This window comes from Amycolatopsis sp. MJM2582 (assembly GCF_000754115.1).
Classification (GTDB): Bacteria; Actinomycetota; Actinomycetes; order Mycobacteriales; family Pseudonocardiaceae; genus Amycolatopsis; species Amycolatopsis japonica.
This window is the reverse complement of sequence record NZ_JPLW01000001.1, coordinates 1,378,296-1,392,507: the sequence shown is the minus strand read 5'-3', so window position 1 is coordinate 1,392,507 and position 14,212 is coordinate 1,378,296. Positions and strand designations below refer to the sequence as shown.

The 14,212-nt window shown below is 68.4% G+C and carries 14 protein-coding genes; 4 read left to right on the top strand and 10 right to left on the bottom strand.

All coding sequences use genetic code 11. From position 1 onward, the window contains the following. Positions 1-74 precede the first annotated feature (74 nt). From ED92_RS06820 to ED92_RS06785, 8 genes are all read right to left on the bottom strand, one after another. Entirely contained in the window at positions 75-1,898 is a 1,824-nt protein-coding gene (locus ED92_RS06820) for a phosphoenolpyruvate carboxykinase (GTP) (protein ID WP_037334271.1), read from the bottom strand. 396 nt (positions 1,899-2,294) lie between these two features. Further along, on the bottom strand, positions 2,295-3,014 hold the full coding sequence (locus tag ED92_RS06815; protein WP_037334269.1) for a hypothetical protein: 720 nt from the start codon (positions 3,012-3,014) through the stop codon (positions 2,295-2,297). Positions 3,015-3,124: 110 nt separating this feature from the next. After that, entirely contained in the window at positions 3,125-3,628 is a 504-nt protein-coding gene (locus tag ED92_RS06810; protein ID WP_037334266.1) for a hypothetical protein, read from the bottom strand. Further along, positions 3,625-5,466, bottom strand: coding sequence for a dynamin family protein (locus ED92_RS06805; RefSeq protein WP_037334264.1), 1,842 nt, complete (start codon positions 5,464-5,466; stop codon positions 3,625-3,627). Before ED92_RS06805 ends, ED92_RS06810 begins: the two co-directional genes overlap by 4 nt. Next, positions 5,463-5,948 carry a nucleotide exchange factor GrpE gene (grpE, locus tag ED92_RS06800; RefSeq protein WP_037334261.1) on the bottom strand — a complete coding sequence of 162 codons (486 nt, stop codon included), beginning with the start codon at positions 5,946-5,948 and terminating at the stop codon, positions 5,463-5,465. Before grpE ends, ED92_RS06805 begins: the two co-directional genes overlap by 4 nt. A gap of 38 nt (positions 5,949-5,986) precedes the next feature. Continuing rightward, positions 5,987-6,643, bottom strand: coding sequence for a TetR/AcrR family transcriptional regulator (locus tag ED92_RS06795; protein ID WP_037334257.1), 657 nt, complete (start codon positions 6,641-6,643; stop codon positions 5,987-5,989). Beyond that, positions 6,640-7,119 carry a hypothetical protein gene (locus ED92_RS06790; protein ID WP_037334255.1) on the bottom strand — a complete coding sequence of 160 codons (480 nt, stop codon included), beginning with the start codon at positions 7,117-7,119 and terminating at the stop codon, positions 6,640-6,642. The genes ED92_RS06795 and ED92_RS06790 overlap by 4 nt, the downstream gene beginning before the upstream one ends. A 111-nt stretch (positions 7,120-7,230) precedes the next feature. Further along, a complete protein-coding gene (locus ED92_RS06785; protein WP_152610875.1) occupies positions 7,231-8,754 on the bottom strand; it encodes a dynamin family protein in 1,524 nt (507 codons plus the stop codon). A 209-nt stretch (positions 8,755-8,963) separates the two neighbouring features. Between ED92_RS06785 and ED92_RS06780 the strand changes: the two genes are divergently transcribed. The 3 genes from ED92_RS06780 (at position 8,964) to ED92_RS06770 (ending at position 11,553) form a co-directional block, all read left to right on the top strand. Then, a complete protein-coding gene (locus tag ED92_RS06780) occupies positions 8,964-10,151 on the top strand; it encodes a sensor histidine kinase (RefSeq protein ID WP_037334252.1) in 1,188 nt (395 codons plus the stop codon). After that, positions 10,148-10,804: a response regulator transcription factor gene (locus ED92_RS06775; protein WP_005167029.1), complete on the top strand. Its 657-nt coding sequence runs from the start codon at positions 10,148-10,150 to the stop codon at positions 10,802-10,804. The genes ED92_RS06780 and ED92_RS06775 overlap by 4 nt, the downstream gene beginning before the upstream one ends. 335 nt (positions 10,805-11,139) lie before the next feature. Continuing rightward, entirely contained in the window at positions 11,140-11,553 is a 414-nt protein-coding gene (locus ED92_RS06770) for a VOC family protein (RefSeq protein ID WP_037334249.1), read from the top strand. Positions 11,554-11,574: 21 nt separating this feature from the next. On the opposite strand, the gene ED92_RS06765 is transcribed toward ED92_RS06770, so the two are convergent. Both ED92_RS06765 and ED92_RS06760 read right to left on the bottom strand, forming a co-directional pair. Beyond that, a complete protein-coding gene (locus tag ED92_RS06765; protein ID WP_037334246.1) occupies positions 11,575-12,486 on the bottom strand; it encodes an SDR family NAD(P)-dependent oxidoreductase in 912 nt (303 codons plus the stop codon). Continuing rightward, positions 12,487-13,065 (bottom strand): TetR/AcrR family transcriptional regulator, encoded by a 579-nt coding sequence (locus ED92_RS06760; RefSeq protein WP_037334243.1) that lies wholly within the window; start codon positions 13,063-13,065, stop codon positions 12,487-12,489. 190 nt (positions 13,066-13,255) lie between these two features. Between ED92_RS06760 and ED92_RS06755 the strand changes: the two genes are divergently transcribed. Next, on the top strand, positions 13,256-14,197 hold the full coding sequence (locus ED92_RS06755; RefSeq protein WP_037334240.1) for an ABC transporter ATP-binding protein: 942 nt from the start codon (positions 13,256-13,258) through the stop codon (positions 14,195-14,197). Positions 14,198-14,212: the final 15 nt, after the last annotated feature.

The following is a 14,212-nucleotide window of genomic DNA, read 5'->3' as shown; positions in this document are numbered from 1 at the left end:
ACCGAGCGGGAAAGAAGAAGGCCTCATCCTCGGGAATGACTCCGAGGATGAGGCCTGCTCCGGCGTTCGGGCGATCAGCCGAGGCGCTGCTTCAGCGCGTCCAGCTCGTCACGCAGCGACGACGGGACCTTGTCGCCGATCTTGTCGAACCACTCCTCGATGAGCGGCAGTTCCTGGCGCCACTCTTCGGCGGAGACGTCCAGCGCGGCCTGGATGTCGGCCAGCGGCTCCTTGAGGCCCTCGGTGTCGAGGTCCTCGGCGTTCGGCACGAAGCCGACCGGGGTCTCGTTCGCGTTGCCCTTGCCCTCGACGCGGTCGATGACCCACTTCAGGATCCGCGAGTTCTCGCCGAAGCCCGGCCACAGGAAGCGGCCGTCGTCGCCACGGCGGAACCAGTTGACGTAGAAGATCTTCGGCAGCTTGTCCGCGTCGGCGTTCTTGCCGAGGTCCAGCCAGTGCTTGAAGTAGTCACCGGCGTGGTAGCCGAGGAACGGCAGCATGGCCATCGGGTCGCGGCGCACGTTGCCGACCGCGCCGGCGGCGGCCGCGGTGGTCTCCGACGACATGGTGGCGCCCATGAACACGCCGTGCTGCCAGTCGCGGGCCTCGTTCACCAGCGGGACCGTGGTCTTGCGGCGGCCGCCGAACAGGATCGCCGAGATCGGCACGCCCTTCGGGTCGTCCCACTCCGGCGCGAGGATCGGGCACTGCGACATCGGGGTGCAGTAGCGCGAGTTCGGGTGCGCGGCCTTCTCTTCCGACTCCGGCGTCCAGTCCTGCTTCTTCCAGGAGGTGGCGTGCTCGGGCTTGTCGCCCATGCCCTCCCACCAGACGTCGCCGTCGTCGGTGAGCGCGACGTTCGTGTAGACCGTGTTGCCCTTTTCGATGGTGCGCATCGCGTTGGGGTTGGTGTGCCAGTCGGTGCCCGGCGCGACGCCGAAGAAGCCGAATTCGGGGTTCACCGCGTACAGGCGGCCGTCCTCGCCGAACCGCATCCACGCGATGTCGTCACCGAGGGTCTCGGCGCGCCAGCCGGGGATGGTCGGCTGCAGCATGGCGAGGTTGGTCTTGCCGCAGGCGCTCGGGAACGCCGCCGCGACGTAGTGGACCTTGTCCTCGGGCGAGATCAGCTTGAGGATCAGCATGTGCTCGGCCAGCCAGCCCTCGTCGCGGGCGATGACCGAGCCGATGCGCAGCGAGTAGCACTTCTTGCCAAGCAGCGAGTTGCCGCCGTAGCCGGAGCCGTAGCTCCAGATCTCGCGGGTCTCGGGGAAGTGCGAGATGTACTTGGTGGTGTTGCACGGCCAAGAGACGTCCTCCTGACCCGGCTCCAGCGGCGCGCCGACGGAGTGCAGGGCCGGGACGAACTCGCGCTCGGTGCCGTCCTCGGTGACGAACTTGTCCAGCGCGGCCTTGCCGGCGCGGGTCATCACGCGCATGGAGGCGACGACGTAGGCGAAGTCGGTGATCTCGATGCCGAGCTTGGGGTCCTCGGCTCCGAGAGGGCCCATGCAGAAGGGGATGACGTACATCGTGCGACCGCGCATGCATCCGCGGTACAGCTCGGTCATCGTGGCCTTCATCTCGGCCGGGTCCATCCAGTTGTTGGTGGGACCGGCGTCCTCTTCCTTCTCGGAACAGATGAAGGTGCGCTCTTCGACGCGGGCGACGTCATTCGGGTCGGAAGCGGCCCAGTACGAGTTGGGCTTCGCGTCGAGCTGCACGAACGTGCCGGCGGAGACCAGCTCGGCGTTGATCCGGGCGGCCTCTTCGTCGGACCCGTCGACCCACACCACACGGTCCGGAGTGGTCAGTTCGGCGACCTCTCGGACCCAGGACAGCACGCCACTGTGCGTCGTCGGCGCATTTTCCAGTCCGGGGATGGCGACTGCGGTCATCTCTTCTCCTGACTTCCGACGGCAGAAGCCCACACCGGGAACGACGCTGTTCCGATGCGGGCTTCGATGCCGGCGACCGAATGGCTTCGCACACCGGCGGGAAGACCGGCGTGCAGGTTTTGGGATTCCCCGAGAGTAGCCGGATGACCGGCAGGTAACCGAGAGCTGACCTGTCGGTTCTCTCACAAGAACGATAAGGGAATCGATTCAGTATCACCGGAATGGGCCATACGCAGAAATTCTTCCGGTGATCGATGGCACAGCCGCCGGTCGAATCGGACATGAGAAAACCCGGCACGAGGTCTCGTGCCGGGTTGTTCTGTGACCAGGATTACATTAAACGGCCTGCCGAAATGGACTAAACCATTCTTGTATTGGTCCAGGCCATTTCAGGATTTAGTTGGGGCTGATCCACTGGCCGGTGGCGGAATCGATCTTCGCCACTCCTTCGAGTGTTTCGGTGCCTTCGCCACCCCACGCCGCGTCGCCCGCCGGGTCGCCTTCGGCCGCCGGAGCGCTCGTGAAGACCGAGTCGATGTCGTTGTTGACCAGGCCGCTGCCGACCTCGGACCACTGACCCGGGCCGGTGTGCTCGTAGGTCTTGGAGTTGCCGGAGGCGTCGGTCTCCACCGCGATGTCGGCGCTGCCGTCGCCGTCCTTGTCGGTGAAGGCGATCGTGCGGCCGTCCTCGGTGTGGACGATGGCGGTGTCCGGGGTCCCGTCGTTGTCGGTGTCGACGGTCGGCGGGCCGACCTCGACGTCGCCGCTGGGCATGTCGGCGTGCATGGTGCCGCTGGTGCCCGTGTCGGAACCGTCGTCGCCACCGCTGCCGCCCGCTTCGACCCAGGAACCGGACGCCTCGTCGTAGACGGCTTCCTGGACGACCTTGCCGTTCTCGTCGAGCACCGCGTACTGGTCGGCCTCGCCGTCGCCGTCGCTGTCGACGAACGCCTGGCCAGTGCCGTCCTCGTGCTGGATGACGGCGGCGTCGTTCACGCCGTCCTTGTCGAGGTCGTAGTTGAGCTCGGCCTGGTACTCCTCGCCGTCAACGTGGACGGTGACCGCTTCGGTGGAGCCCGACTCGGTGTCCGTGCCGCCGCTCTCGTCGACCCACATGGGATAACCCCCTCGTTGACCTGCTGGTGTGTCGAAGCTTAAGACTCACCGTAAGCCGGTTCGGTTCCGGTCCACAACAGGACCACCCGCGCGGGCAGTCCGGAGGTTCGTCAGGCTGGGAGCCCCGTGCCGCCCAGACCGACGCACCACGAGCCGCCCTCCTCCTGCGTCACCCACAGGATGCTCGGGTCGGGCGCCGCGTCCGTCCTGCGGATTTCCACGTCGAAGGACACCCGCGTCGCTTCGTTCTGCCGTCGCGCCCCGATCGTCACCGTGGTGCCGTGCTCCGCGAACCCGGCCACTGATTTCGAAGCCGGGTACTCGGCCGAAGGGGCACAGTCGACATTCGTCAGCTTGACGGGATCCCGAGTCTCCACCGCGTCGGCGTAGGCACGGGCGATCTCGTCCGGGCCACCGGGAAGACGCTGATAGGCCACCTTGTCCGAGTTGGCGACGACGACGCCCACCACGACCACCGTCGCGATGGTCAGCACGATCACCCCGGCCAAGACCCCGAAGCCGATGAAGAGCCTCTTTTTCTTCTTCGCCCTCTTCTCGACCACCCAAGGCGGCTCGGCGAACGGCTGCTGCTGCGGCTGCTGAGGAAAGGTCACGCTTGATTGTCGCGCAGTGACCGAATGCGTCCGAGCAGTGCCTCAGCGCGGTCCCGGCCGTCCGAGACGTCCTTCAGGCGCTTCGCGACGACCGAGATCTTCTTCGCCCGTTCCTGCGCGCCCATCTTGATCGTCTTGTCGACTTCCTTCAGCTCCGCCTCGATCGCGTCGATGCGGCGGCCGAGGGCTTCGTCGAGCGCCATCGAAAGCTGCTGTTCGGCTTCGATCAGCTGCTCCGCGACGAGCTGGTCCAACGTGGACCGCGCGTCGGCGATCGCTTCGACCAGCCATTGCTTCATGTGCTGCTTGTCCGACGCGTGTTTGCGGGTCCGCGCCATCCACCAGCCGGCACCGAGCCCGATGATGATCGTGGCAGGCAGGATCACCGGGTTCAGGATCGCGACACCCGCCAGCGGCAGCGCGGCGACCTTCCCGGCGCCGAGACCACCGGAAACCCCCATGAAGATGAGCAGTTTGTCCTCGGCCGTCGGCGGTTTCTTGTCCGGCGGGCGCAGTACGACCGGCGGGCCGCCCGCCCTGGCGAACTGGCCGCGGATGATGTCGAGCTCTTCGGGCGAGAACAACTCGGCGAGCGCGACGTTGGTGACCTGGTTGAGCCGCTGGGAGAGCAGCATCGAGATCCGCTGCGACGTCGTCTGCAGCGCGATGTCGACCTGCTGGGGCAGCGCCGCGAGATCGTCCCGTTTCGCGCCGTCGATCCGCTGGCGGAAGTGGGTCGACGCGTCGCGCATCTGCCTGCTGGTCTCGTGCCCGACCTCGACACGGGTCCGCTGGATCTCCGCGCGCAGTTTCAGCTGCCAACCGCGGGTCGAAGACCGGCGCTCGGTGGTCAGGTCGTCGCGGCGCTGGCGCAGCTGCTCCGCTTCGGCCTCGCCGGCGGACAGCGCGCGGCTTTCCGCCTGGAGTTTCGCCTTGAGTTCGCCGAGCGCGCTCGACAGCGCGCGCAGGGTGTTGGCCTCGCCCAGCATCGCCGAACGGCCGACCAGCATCTCCTGCAACGCGCCCTGCAGCGCGGCGATACCCGCCTTCTCGCGCAGCATCATGGCCATCTGCTCGTTCGGGGCCTTGGCCGCCGTCTCGAACATACGCGCGGACACCGGGTGGAACACCGCGTCGGCGAACCGCGGGGCGTGCTCGGCGAGCAGCCGCCGGTCGGCTTCGAGCACCTCGCGCCAGCCACGGAACTGGTCGGTCTTGGTCAGCGCGAACAGCACCGTCTCGACGCGCTCGCCCATGTCCTGCAGGAATTGCAGTTCCTGCGCGGTGAACGGCGAAGAGGAGTCGACGACGAACAGCAGCGCGGTGGCGCCCGCGGCGGCTTCCTTCGCGAGTTCGCCGTGCATCGAATCGAGCCCGCCGACGCCCGGGGTATCCACAATGGACACTCGTTCGAGCAGCGGGACCGGGCCGGAGACCTCGACGTACCGCGGCGGGATCTGCCCTTCCGGCAGTTCGTGCGCGGCCGAGACCCAGTGGATCAGGTCGTTCAGGTTGATCGGCACCGGCGCCAGCTGGCCCGGGTAGCAGGCCTGTGCGGACCACTGCTCGGCGTGTTCGAAGACGAGATACGTCGCCGTGGCGACGTCGGCGTCCACAGGGGACAGTCCCGGCATGGACAGGAGCGCGTTCACGAGCGAGCTCTTGCCGCGGTTGGTCTCGCCGACCACCACGACCGACGGCTTCTTCGGCCGCGTCTTCCGGATGTCCTCGACCCATTTCGCCGCCTGGGGATCGGCTTCGCGGACGACGGTGAGCAGCTGCTCGCGGGTGCTCTTCACGACCGCGGGCAGGTTGGCCGCCGCGCTCGGAGCGGTCACTGTGCCTTCTTCGCGTAGACGATGACGATCGGCGCGCGCAGCACCCGGTCGTGATCGGCGAACCCGACGACCTCGGTCTCCGCGACGAGCCCTTCGAGCGCCGGGTCCTCGGTCGCGACCGCGCCGCCCGCCTCGTGCACGGCGGGGTCGAACCGCTCGCCGTCCGGACGCAGGGCACGGACGCCGATCGCGGCGAGACCGTGTTCGAGCCGCTCGACGACACCGCCGCTGCGGGCGCGGTCGAGGGCGTACAGGCACATCTGGATCAGTGCCTGCCTGTCGGCGAGAGCCTGTTCGAGGTCGGCCGGACCCGTGGTCGTGGACTCCACATCGGGTTTCGACGCGGCTTCGACCTCCGTGGTTCCCTCGGACGGCGAAGTCCCGCCATCCGCTTCGGCGATCAGCGCCGCCGAGATCTGGCCGGTCGGCACATCGTCCGGATTTTCCTCGTCGACCGCCTTCTTGCGCAGCCAGGCACCCACCGATTCGACCCCCGTAACTGATGTCCCGGGCCTACCGATCAGCCCGGGGAGATTTCACCAGTGTCGGCCACCCGCCCGGCCGCCGGGGGCGGAATCGCCAGAACGGGACGCAGGAATCTGGCGATCAGCTCCTTCATCACCGCGAGTTCCGCCGCCGGATCGAGGTCCGGCTCCAGAATCACGCGGGAAAGCGGCGCGTCGACCAGCGCGACGAGCCAGCTGGCCACCGTCCGCGGGGGCAGCCCGGGGTCGATCCGGCCCGCGTCCACCGCCCGTGTCACGAGGAGGGTGAGCCCGTCGCGCAGGGCGCGGTCGTTGCCCTGGACGAGCTCGGCCAGGTCGGCGTCGCGGGAGCACTGCGCGGCGACTTCGAGGACGAGTTTGGCCGCGACCGGGTGCAGCAGCTGTTCGGACACGTGCGCGATGACGTGGAGGATCGCCTCCCACGGGTCCTGGATCTCCCCGGCGGCCGCGAGCAGGGCCGCGGTCTCGTCGGCGTCCTGCTCGAAGATGCCGACGAACACCGCGCGTTTGTTCGGGAAGTAGTGGAAGAGGCTGCCGGTGCTGATCCCCGCCGCGCGGCAGATCTCCGCCGTCGTGGTCTTCTCGAAACCCTTCTCCGAGAAACGCCACGCGGCCGCGTCGAGGATGGCGCGGCGTTTGGCCTCGTGTTTGGCGGGGTCGACCGTCCTCATTTCACCGCCGGGGGCTCGTCGAGCCACGGATAGCCGTGGTCGAGGAAGGCTTTGGCGACGGCTTTGCGGTCGACGTCGCCCTTCTGCCGCGTCAGCTCCCGTCCGTCGGCGGCGAGGAGGACGAGCTCCTTGCCGTCGAGGAAGACGGCCTCCAGCTCGGCTTCGTACGCGCGGCTGCGGCCCTTGGTGGTGAGCGTGATGCGGGCCGGCGTCACCTTGACGATCAGCCGCTCGTGCGCCCAGACCGCGGCGAAGAGCAGGCCGAGGACCAGGCCCGCGCCGATTCCGACGACCGTGCCCCAGGGCTGGGGGATGTTCGAGACGAGCTGGAACGGGCCCTTGAACGGGATCCAGCTCAGGGACGCCACCCAGCCCGAGATCGACTGGAGGAACCAGCCGATGGCCGCCCCCGCCAGCGGGCAGCCGATCCAGGAGGCCGTGCGCAGCCACTGGGGCTCGTCGACGATCGTTTCCATGTGCTCATTATTAGACCGAGCGCTCGGTTTATCAATCCGGCCCGCATTTAGTCCTCTGGATGCGGTAGTTGCACGCGCAAGGACCGCATCCAGAGGACTAAATGCGGGAGGTCACTCGCGGATCTGCTGCCAGATGAGGAAGTAGGCCCGGTGCACGACGTGGGCGACGCGGCTTTGGGCGGGCGTCGCGCCGAAGGACGCGAAGGAGCGCCACCAACCGGCGCGTTCGAGGGCGTGGGCGGCGAGTTCGGCGCGGGGAGCGCCCGGCTTGCCGAGCTGGGCGCCGATGTCGGCGTTGCTGCCGACCCGCAGGACCTCCTCGGCCAGGTCCTCGGGCATGTCGACCGCGCCGGACGCGACCAGGGTGAGCGCTTCGAGCAGCCGCAGCTGATGTGCCTCGGGCTTGGCGAGCAGGACCTCGATCGCGTCGTGGACGCGCTGCCGCTCGGCCGGATCGCCGGACGCGTGGGCCAGCGCGGTGACCGAAGCGAGCGCGGCGGCGGCCTTGATGCCGTCTGCCCGCGCGGCGAAGACGATGCTCAGCCGCTGGCGGACGGCTTCGAGCCCGGAGGCGTCGAGCAGCTTCCGGCGCAGCGAGCCCGCGGTGATCTCGGGTTCCTTGCGGATCGCCTCGACGGCGTACCGGACGCCGAACAGGTCCAGTTTCTCCAGCAGCCGCAGCCGGGTGCCCGCCGCGACGTCGCATTCCCAGCTGGTGAAGATGTCCGCCGAGATCAGCATGGTCTCGAGGATGTCGTCGTCCATCTCGGCCAGCTGGCGCAGCGCCTCGGCGTCGGGGGAGGTGAACCCGCCGGACTCGGCCGACTCCGCGATCAGCCCGATCACCGGCAGCACGTCCGCGACACGGGGCTTCAGCGTCGCGGCCTGCTTCTCCGACAGCAGCGTCGCGGCCTTCCACACGTCACCGCCCGAGCCTTCGACCGACTCCGGCGCGATGGTGTCCGCCTTGTTGAGCACCGCGATCGCGTTGACCGGGCCCGCCTCGCGGCTCGCGGTCGCCGCGGTGAACGCGGCCAGCGCCTGCTGGTCGTCGGCGCGCACGCCCTGAGTGACCACGTAGAGCACGGCCTCGGCACCCGCGACGGCGTTGCGCGAGGTGTCGTCCAGCTCGTCGGAGCCTTCTTCTTCCTCTTCGTCATCGTCGGGCTTGCGGTGCTTCGCCGCGCCCAGCAGCTCCTCGGTCCGCGACACCGAAGCGGCGTCGAGCGAGCCGAGGCCCGGGGTGTCGATGACGGTCATGCCCTGCAGGACCGCGTTGGTGAGGTACGCCTCGATATGCGACACCTGGTCGATGTCGATGCCCAGCTCGGCCGGGATCATCCCGTCGGCGGAGAAGGGCAGCACCTGTTTGCGTCCGTCGTTGAAGACGATCTCGACGCGGTCGACCGTGCCGTACTGGAACCGGGTGACCAGCCGCGTGCACTCGCCGACGTCGGTCGGCGCGACCCGGCGGCCGATCAGGGCGTTGACCAGGGTGGACTTCCCCGATTTGATCCGGCCCGCAACGGCGACCTGCAACGGACCGCCCAGCCTGCGCAGCACTTCGGCGAACCCCGCCGCGGTCCGCGCGGAAACCTGGGGCTGGAGGCGATGGCAGAGATTCGCCACCGACATCGACAACGGACCGGCGAGACGGCCCTGCTCCGTCGCTGAGGTCACGGCGCCCACCCCTCCCAGTCGTCGAGCACGCCGAGGAGAATCGTGCCATGCCGCTCATCCTCGGGTCGCACCGAAGGTGGTACCGGCGACCGACGCGCGGACGGCATCGCCCGACATAGTGTTACCAGGTGCGACGGTTAAGCCTCTGGATGCGTGCCCACCCCATGGCCGGGGACAGCTTCATCGCCGTCGCCCTGCTGCTCACGGACCTGCTGTTCTTCGTGGCGGCGGCCGAGACGCCCGAAGTCCCGATGCCGCCCTGGTACGTGGTCCTGCCGCTGGACGTCGCGATGGTCGCGCCGCTGGTCTTCCGGCGGAAGGCGACGCTGTGGTCGGCGTATCTCCTGCTGCTGATCGGCATCCCGCACAGCGCGCTGGAGCTGGGCGCGGCCAGCGCGTTCGCGATGATGATCAGCATCTACTCGGTGCTGGTCTACGTCGGGCGCAAACAGGGGCTGCTGTACCTGCTGGCGACCGTGGTCGTCACGGGGCTCCAGCTGTGGATCGACACGCCGGAAGACGTGTGGATCCTGGCGATCATCGCCCTTTTCTCCACCGCGCTGTGCTGGACGCTCGGTGAGTTCGCCGGCGCGAGGCGCGCCTATCACGAGGAGGTGGAAGCCAGGTTGCATCTGCTTGAGACGGAACGGGACCAGGCGACCAGGATCGCCGTCGGCGAGGAGCGCGGACGTATCGCCCGTGAGCTGCACGACGTCGTCGCGCACGCGGTGAGCGTGATGGTCGTGCAGGCCGACGGCGCGTCCTACGCGGTCGACGGGAATCCCGAGATGGCGAAACGAGCCCTGCAGACGATTTCGGAGACCGGCCGCGGCGCGCTCGCCGAACTGCGGCGGCTGCTGGACGTGCTCCGCAGCGACGGCGACGACGAGCCGCGCGTGCCGCAGCCGGACGCCACCGCGTTGACCGACCTGGCGGACCGGATCCGCCAGGCGGGGGTGCCGGTGACGCTGGCGATCGGGCCGGAAGCGCTGGCCGGGCTGCCCGCCGGTGTCTCCCTCGGCGTGTACCGGATCGTGCAGGAATCGCTGACGAACACGCTGAAACACGCCGGTCAGGGCGCACAGGCCGAGGTGGTGGTGCGCCGCGAGGCCGACGTGATCGACGTCAAGGTCACCGACGACGGCGCCGGCCGCGCGAAACAGCTGGTGCCCACGGCGACGAAGGTGGCGGCGCACCCCGCGCCGCCGCGGAAGCTCACCGTCCCCGGTGGGAACGGATTGATCGGAATGAGGGAACGGGCGAACGTCTTCGGCGGCACGCTGGAGGTCGGCCCCGCTCCCGGTGGAGGGTGGCAGGTGCACGCGAGGCTCCCGGTTAGGTTGGCGACGTGATACGGGTGGTGGTCGTCGACGACCAGGAATTGATGCGCGTCGGGTTCCGGATGGTCCTGGGCGCGCAGGCCGACATCGATGTCGTCGGAGAGGCGGGGGACGGCGCGCAGGCCATCCGGCTCGCCGAGGAACTGCGGCCCGACGTCGTGCTGATGGACGTCCGGATGCCGGTGCTGGATGGGGTCGAAGCGACGAAGCGGATCGTCGAGGCCGGGACGGCGCGGGTGCTCGTGATGACGACGTTCGATCTGGACGAGTACGTGTATTCGGCGTTGCAGGGCGGGGCCAGCGGGTTCCTGCTGAAGGACACGCAGCCGGATCACCTGGTGTCGGCGCTGCGGGCGGTCGCTTCGGGCGACGCCGTGGTCTCGCCGTCGGTGACCCGGCGGTTGCTCGACCGGTTCGTCGGCGGCGGCGGGAAGCCGATGCGCGACGCGGCCGAGCTCGATGTCCTAACCGAACGGGAGCGGGAGGTGCTCGTGCTGATCGCGAAGGGCCTCTCGAACCTGGAGATCGCCGAGACGCTGTTCCTGTCCGAAGCGACGGTGAAGACGCACGTCGGGCGGATTTTGTCGAAGCTGGATCTGCGCGACCGGGTGCAGGCCGTGGTGCTCGCCTACGAGACCGGGCTGGCGCGTCCCGGGGTCACCTGAGCCACTGTCACACTCGCTCGCCCCTGCAAGTACATGAAGGCCCCCTTCCTTGCGCTAGACGCAGTGAAGAGGGCCTTCATGTACTTGGGAAGGTGTGAAGCCGGAACTCGCGTGATTCCAGGCGGAACTCACGTGCTTGGAGCCGGATCAAGCGTGATTCTCGCCGGAATACACGGTACGAGGTCGGCTCGTGTGTGTTCCGTCCCCAAGCACGCGGGTTCGGGCTCCGATCACGCGTGATCGGCCTTGAATCACGCAAGTTCGGAAAAGTGGTCATTCGGTGAGCACTTTGCGGTGGATCCTTCTTCTCAGAGCCACTACCTGAGGAGAACGAAATGCTGCGAGGTCTCACCACCACCACGTTCTACGCCGACGACCTGACCGCCGCGATCGAGTGGTACTCCGGCCTCTTCGGGATCGAGCCGTACTTCGTCCGCAATGGTCCCGACGGCACGCCGGTGTACGCCGAGTTCCGGATCGGTGACTACCAGCACGAGTTCGGCCTGGTCCGCGGGGACTTCCGGCCGCCGTCGGCTCAGCCGGGCCCCGGCGGGGCCATCGCGAACTGGGCCGTCGACAACGTCGAGGACGCCTTCGCGAAGCTGCTGGAGAAGGGCGCGAAGGAGTACGAGCCGATCATCGAGCGCGGGCCGGGCTTCGTGACCGCGGCCGTCGTCGACCCGTTCGGCAACGTCCTCGGCGTCATGTTCAACCAGCACTACCTGGACGTGCTGGCCGGGAAGAAGTAGCTCCCCGGCCGGCACGATCCCTCAGCGGTACAGCGCGTGATCCGCCGTCGCGGCGTCCTTGCCCTGCTCCCTGACTTCGGCCATCCACTTGCCGAAGTCAGGGCGTGAGCCGTCGACGTCGGTCAGGCCGTACTCGTTCATCAACGTCCACGACGCGAGCGTCTTGCCCGCGAACCGCGAGACCTCCGGGTCGGTCGCCAGCTTCGCGACACCACGCCCGAGCAGCGCCGGCGTCTCCGAGATCGCGAAATCGACCGGCGCGGCCTTGCCGACCGCGTCACGCCACGTCTCCTCGGTGACCTTGAAGTAGTCGAGCATGGCTTCCGAGCGCAGGAAGCCCGGCGTGACGGTCATGCCGACGCAGCCGTACTTCTTCAGTTCGGCGCCGAGTGCCCTGCCAATCGCGCGGATCCCGCATTTCGCGAGGAAGTACGGGATCCCCGCGCCGACGTACTCGTCATGGTCACCGTCGGTGACCTCGATGACGAGGCCGCCTTCCCGCCGCACGACCAGCGGGAGCAGCCGGTGCAGCGCGATCAGATGCGTGTCGATCGCGTTGTGCACCAGCGTGAGCGCGTCGTCGAGACTGGAGTCCCAGTACGCCCCCTCGAAATCCGCGAACTGGTCGCCGCCCCAGACGTCGTCGACCAGGACGTCGATCCTTCCGTCCACTTCGGACTCGATCCGCGCCTTCAGCGCGTCCACATCGGACACGACGGTGAAGTCGGTCCGGACGGGGATCCCCCGGCCGCCCGCCGCGTCGACGAGCTCAGCGGTGTCTTCGATCGTCTCCGACCGCTTCATCGGCGACTGCTGCTCCCGCGTCGTGCGGCCGGTGACGAACACCGTCCAGCCGAGCCTGCCCAGTTCCACCGCGATCGCCCGGCCGCATCCCCGCGTCGCCCCCGTGACCACGGCCACTTTCCGGTCCATTCAGGACACTCCCTTCCACGCGGTCAGCACCGCGTCCACGTCTTGCCCCAACCGTTCGGTGATCCGTCCCTTCGGCCGGATCGACCAGTCCAGCGCGGCCCCGTTCGCCACCCCCAGCAGCACTCGCGCGGCGCGGACGACCCCCGGCGCGCCCGGCAGGTCACGCGTCGCGGCGCGCACCAGCCTGCGCAATTCCGCTTCCACGGCGGTGAAATGGTCACCGAGCAGGGCGCGCAGCTCCGGATCGCCGATGTCCACCCCCAGCTGCCCGAGATGGTTCGCCGCGGTCTCCGCGTCGCCGAGGCCCTCGTAGACCACGACGACCGCCGCCCGCAGTGCTTCCACGGGATCGGCCAGCTCGCCGCATTCCCGCATCAGCCCCACGACGGATCGCGTGTTCGCCCGGCTCAACGCCAGCAGGAGACCGTTCTTCGAACCGAACCGCTGGGCGACGGTGCCGACCGCGACCCCGGCCTCCGCCGCCACCTGGGCCAGCGTGAAACCCGGGCCGACCTTGCCGATCACGGTTCCCGCCGCGGTCAGCAGTCGTTCGTCGGTGATGCTGCGGGGCCTCGCCATGCGATTATTGAACCACGATTCATTAACCCTGGCGAATCAGGGTCACTCTCAGGGGTATCACCGATCGCGTACGCCGCCGGAAGACGGCAAGCTACGTCTCAGGTCGGGTATCAGGTTGGCACCTCAGGATGACGCGCTCGGCCACCCACATGGACGACGATTGTTCTCGCAGTCGCCGAGGGGAGCAGACATGATCGAGGCAGCGGGCCTCACCAAGCGGTACGGCAAGACACTGGCGGTGAACGACCTGTCCTTCTCCGTCGCGGCGGGTGAGGTCACCGGGTTCCTCGGCCCCAACGGGGCGGGCAAGTCCACGACCATGCGGATGATCCTCGGTCTGGACAACCCGACCTCGGGCCAGGTGCGCATCGGGGGCAAGCTCTACCGCGATCTGAAAGACCCGCTGCGGACCGTCGGCGCGCTGCTGGACGCCAAATGGGTGCACCCCAACCGGTCGGCGCGGGCGCATCTGCGGTGGATGGCGAAGTCCAACAAGATCGCGGAGAGCCGGGTCGACGAGGTGCTCGAGATCGTCGGGCTCACCAGCGTCGCCGGCAAGCGCGCCGGTGGATTTTCCCTCGGCATGTCGCAGCGGCTGGGGATCGCGGCGGCACTGCTGGGCGACCCGGAGGTCCTGCTTTTCGACGAGCCCGTCAACGGCCTCGACCCCGAAGGCATCCTCTGGATCCGGAAGTTCATGCACCGGCTGGCCGACGAAGGCCGCACGGTATTCGTTTCCTCGCACCTGCTTTCGGAGATGGCGCTGACCGCGAGCCACCTGGTCGTGATCGGCAAGGGGCGGCTGATCTCCCAGTCCTCCACCGAGGACTTCGTGGCGCGGGCCGCCGAGAACACGGTCAAGGTCCGGTCGCCGCAACTGCCCGCGCTGCGCGCCGCGCTGACGCAGGCGAGCGCTCAGGTGACCGACGCCGACCGAGCGCTCGTGGTGTCCGGTTTGGACAGTGACAAGATCGGCGAGATCGCCGCGGCCAACCAGATCGTGCTGCACGAGCTCAGCCCGCAGACCGGCTCCCTGGAGCAGGCCTTCATGCAGATCACCGGCGATTCGGTCGAGTACCACACCGGTCTCAGGGACGGCACTGCCGAAGCCGCGTTCTCCGCCGCCCAGTAGCCAGCCACTCTTCGA

Coding starts and splice junctions, on each gene's coding strand:
- ED92_RS06790 (WP_037334255.1), bottom strand. CDS start 7,119: ATGGAAACGATCGTCGACGAGCCCCAGTGGCTGCGCACGGCCTCCTGG.
- ED92_RS06765 (WP_037334246.1), bottom strand. CDS start 12,486: ATGGACCGGAAAGTGGCCGTGGTCACGGGGGCGACGCGGGGATGCGGC.
- ED92_RS06760 (WP_037334243.1), bottom strand. CDS start 13,065: ATGGCGAGGCCCCGCAGCATCACCGACGAACGACTGCTGACCGCGGCG.
- ED92_RS06780 (WP_037334252.1), top strand. CDS start 8,964: ATGGCCGGGGACAGCTTCATCGCCGTCGCCCTGCTGCTCACGGACCTG.
- ED92_RS06770 (WP_037334249.1), top strand. CDS start 11,140: ATGCTGCGAGGTCTCACCACCACCACGTTCTACGCCGACGACCTGACC.
- ED92_RS06820 (WP_037334271.1), bottom strand. CDS start 1,898: ATGACCGCAGTCGCCATCCCCGGACTGGAAAATGCGCCGACGACGCAC.
- ED92_RS06785 (WP_152610875.1), bottom strand. CDS start 8,754: ATGTCGGTGGCGAATCTCTGCCATCGCCTCCAGCCCCAGGTTTCCGCG.
- ED92_RS06755 (WP_037334240.1), top strand. CDS start 13,256: ATGATCGAGGCAGCGGGCCTCACCAAGCGGTACGGCAAGACACTGGCG.
- ED92_RS06815 (WP_037334269.1), bottom strand. CDS start 3,014: ATGTGGGTCGACGAGAGCGGCGGCACGGACACCGAGTCGGGCTCCACC.
- ED92_RS06795 (WP_037334257.1), bottom strand. CDS start 6,643: ATGAGGACGGTCGACCCCGCCAAACACGAGGCCAAACGCCGCGCCATC.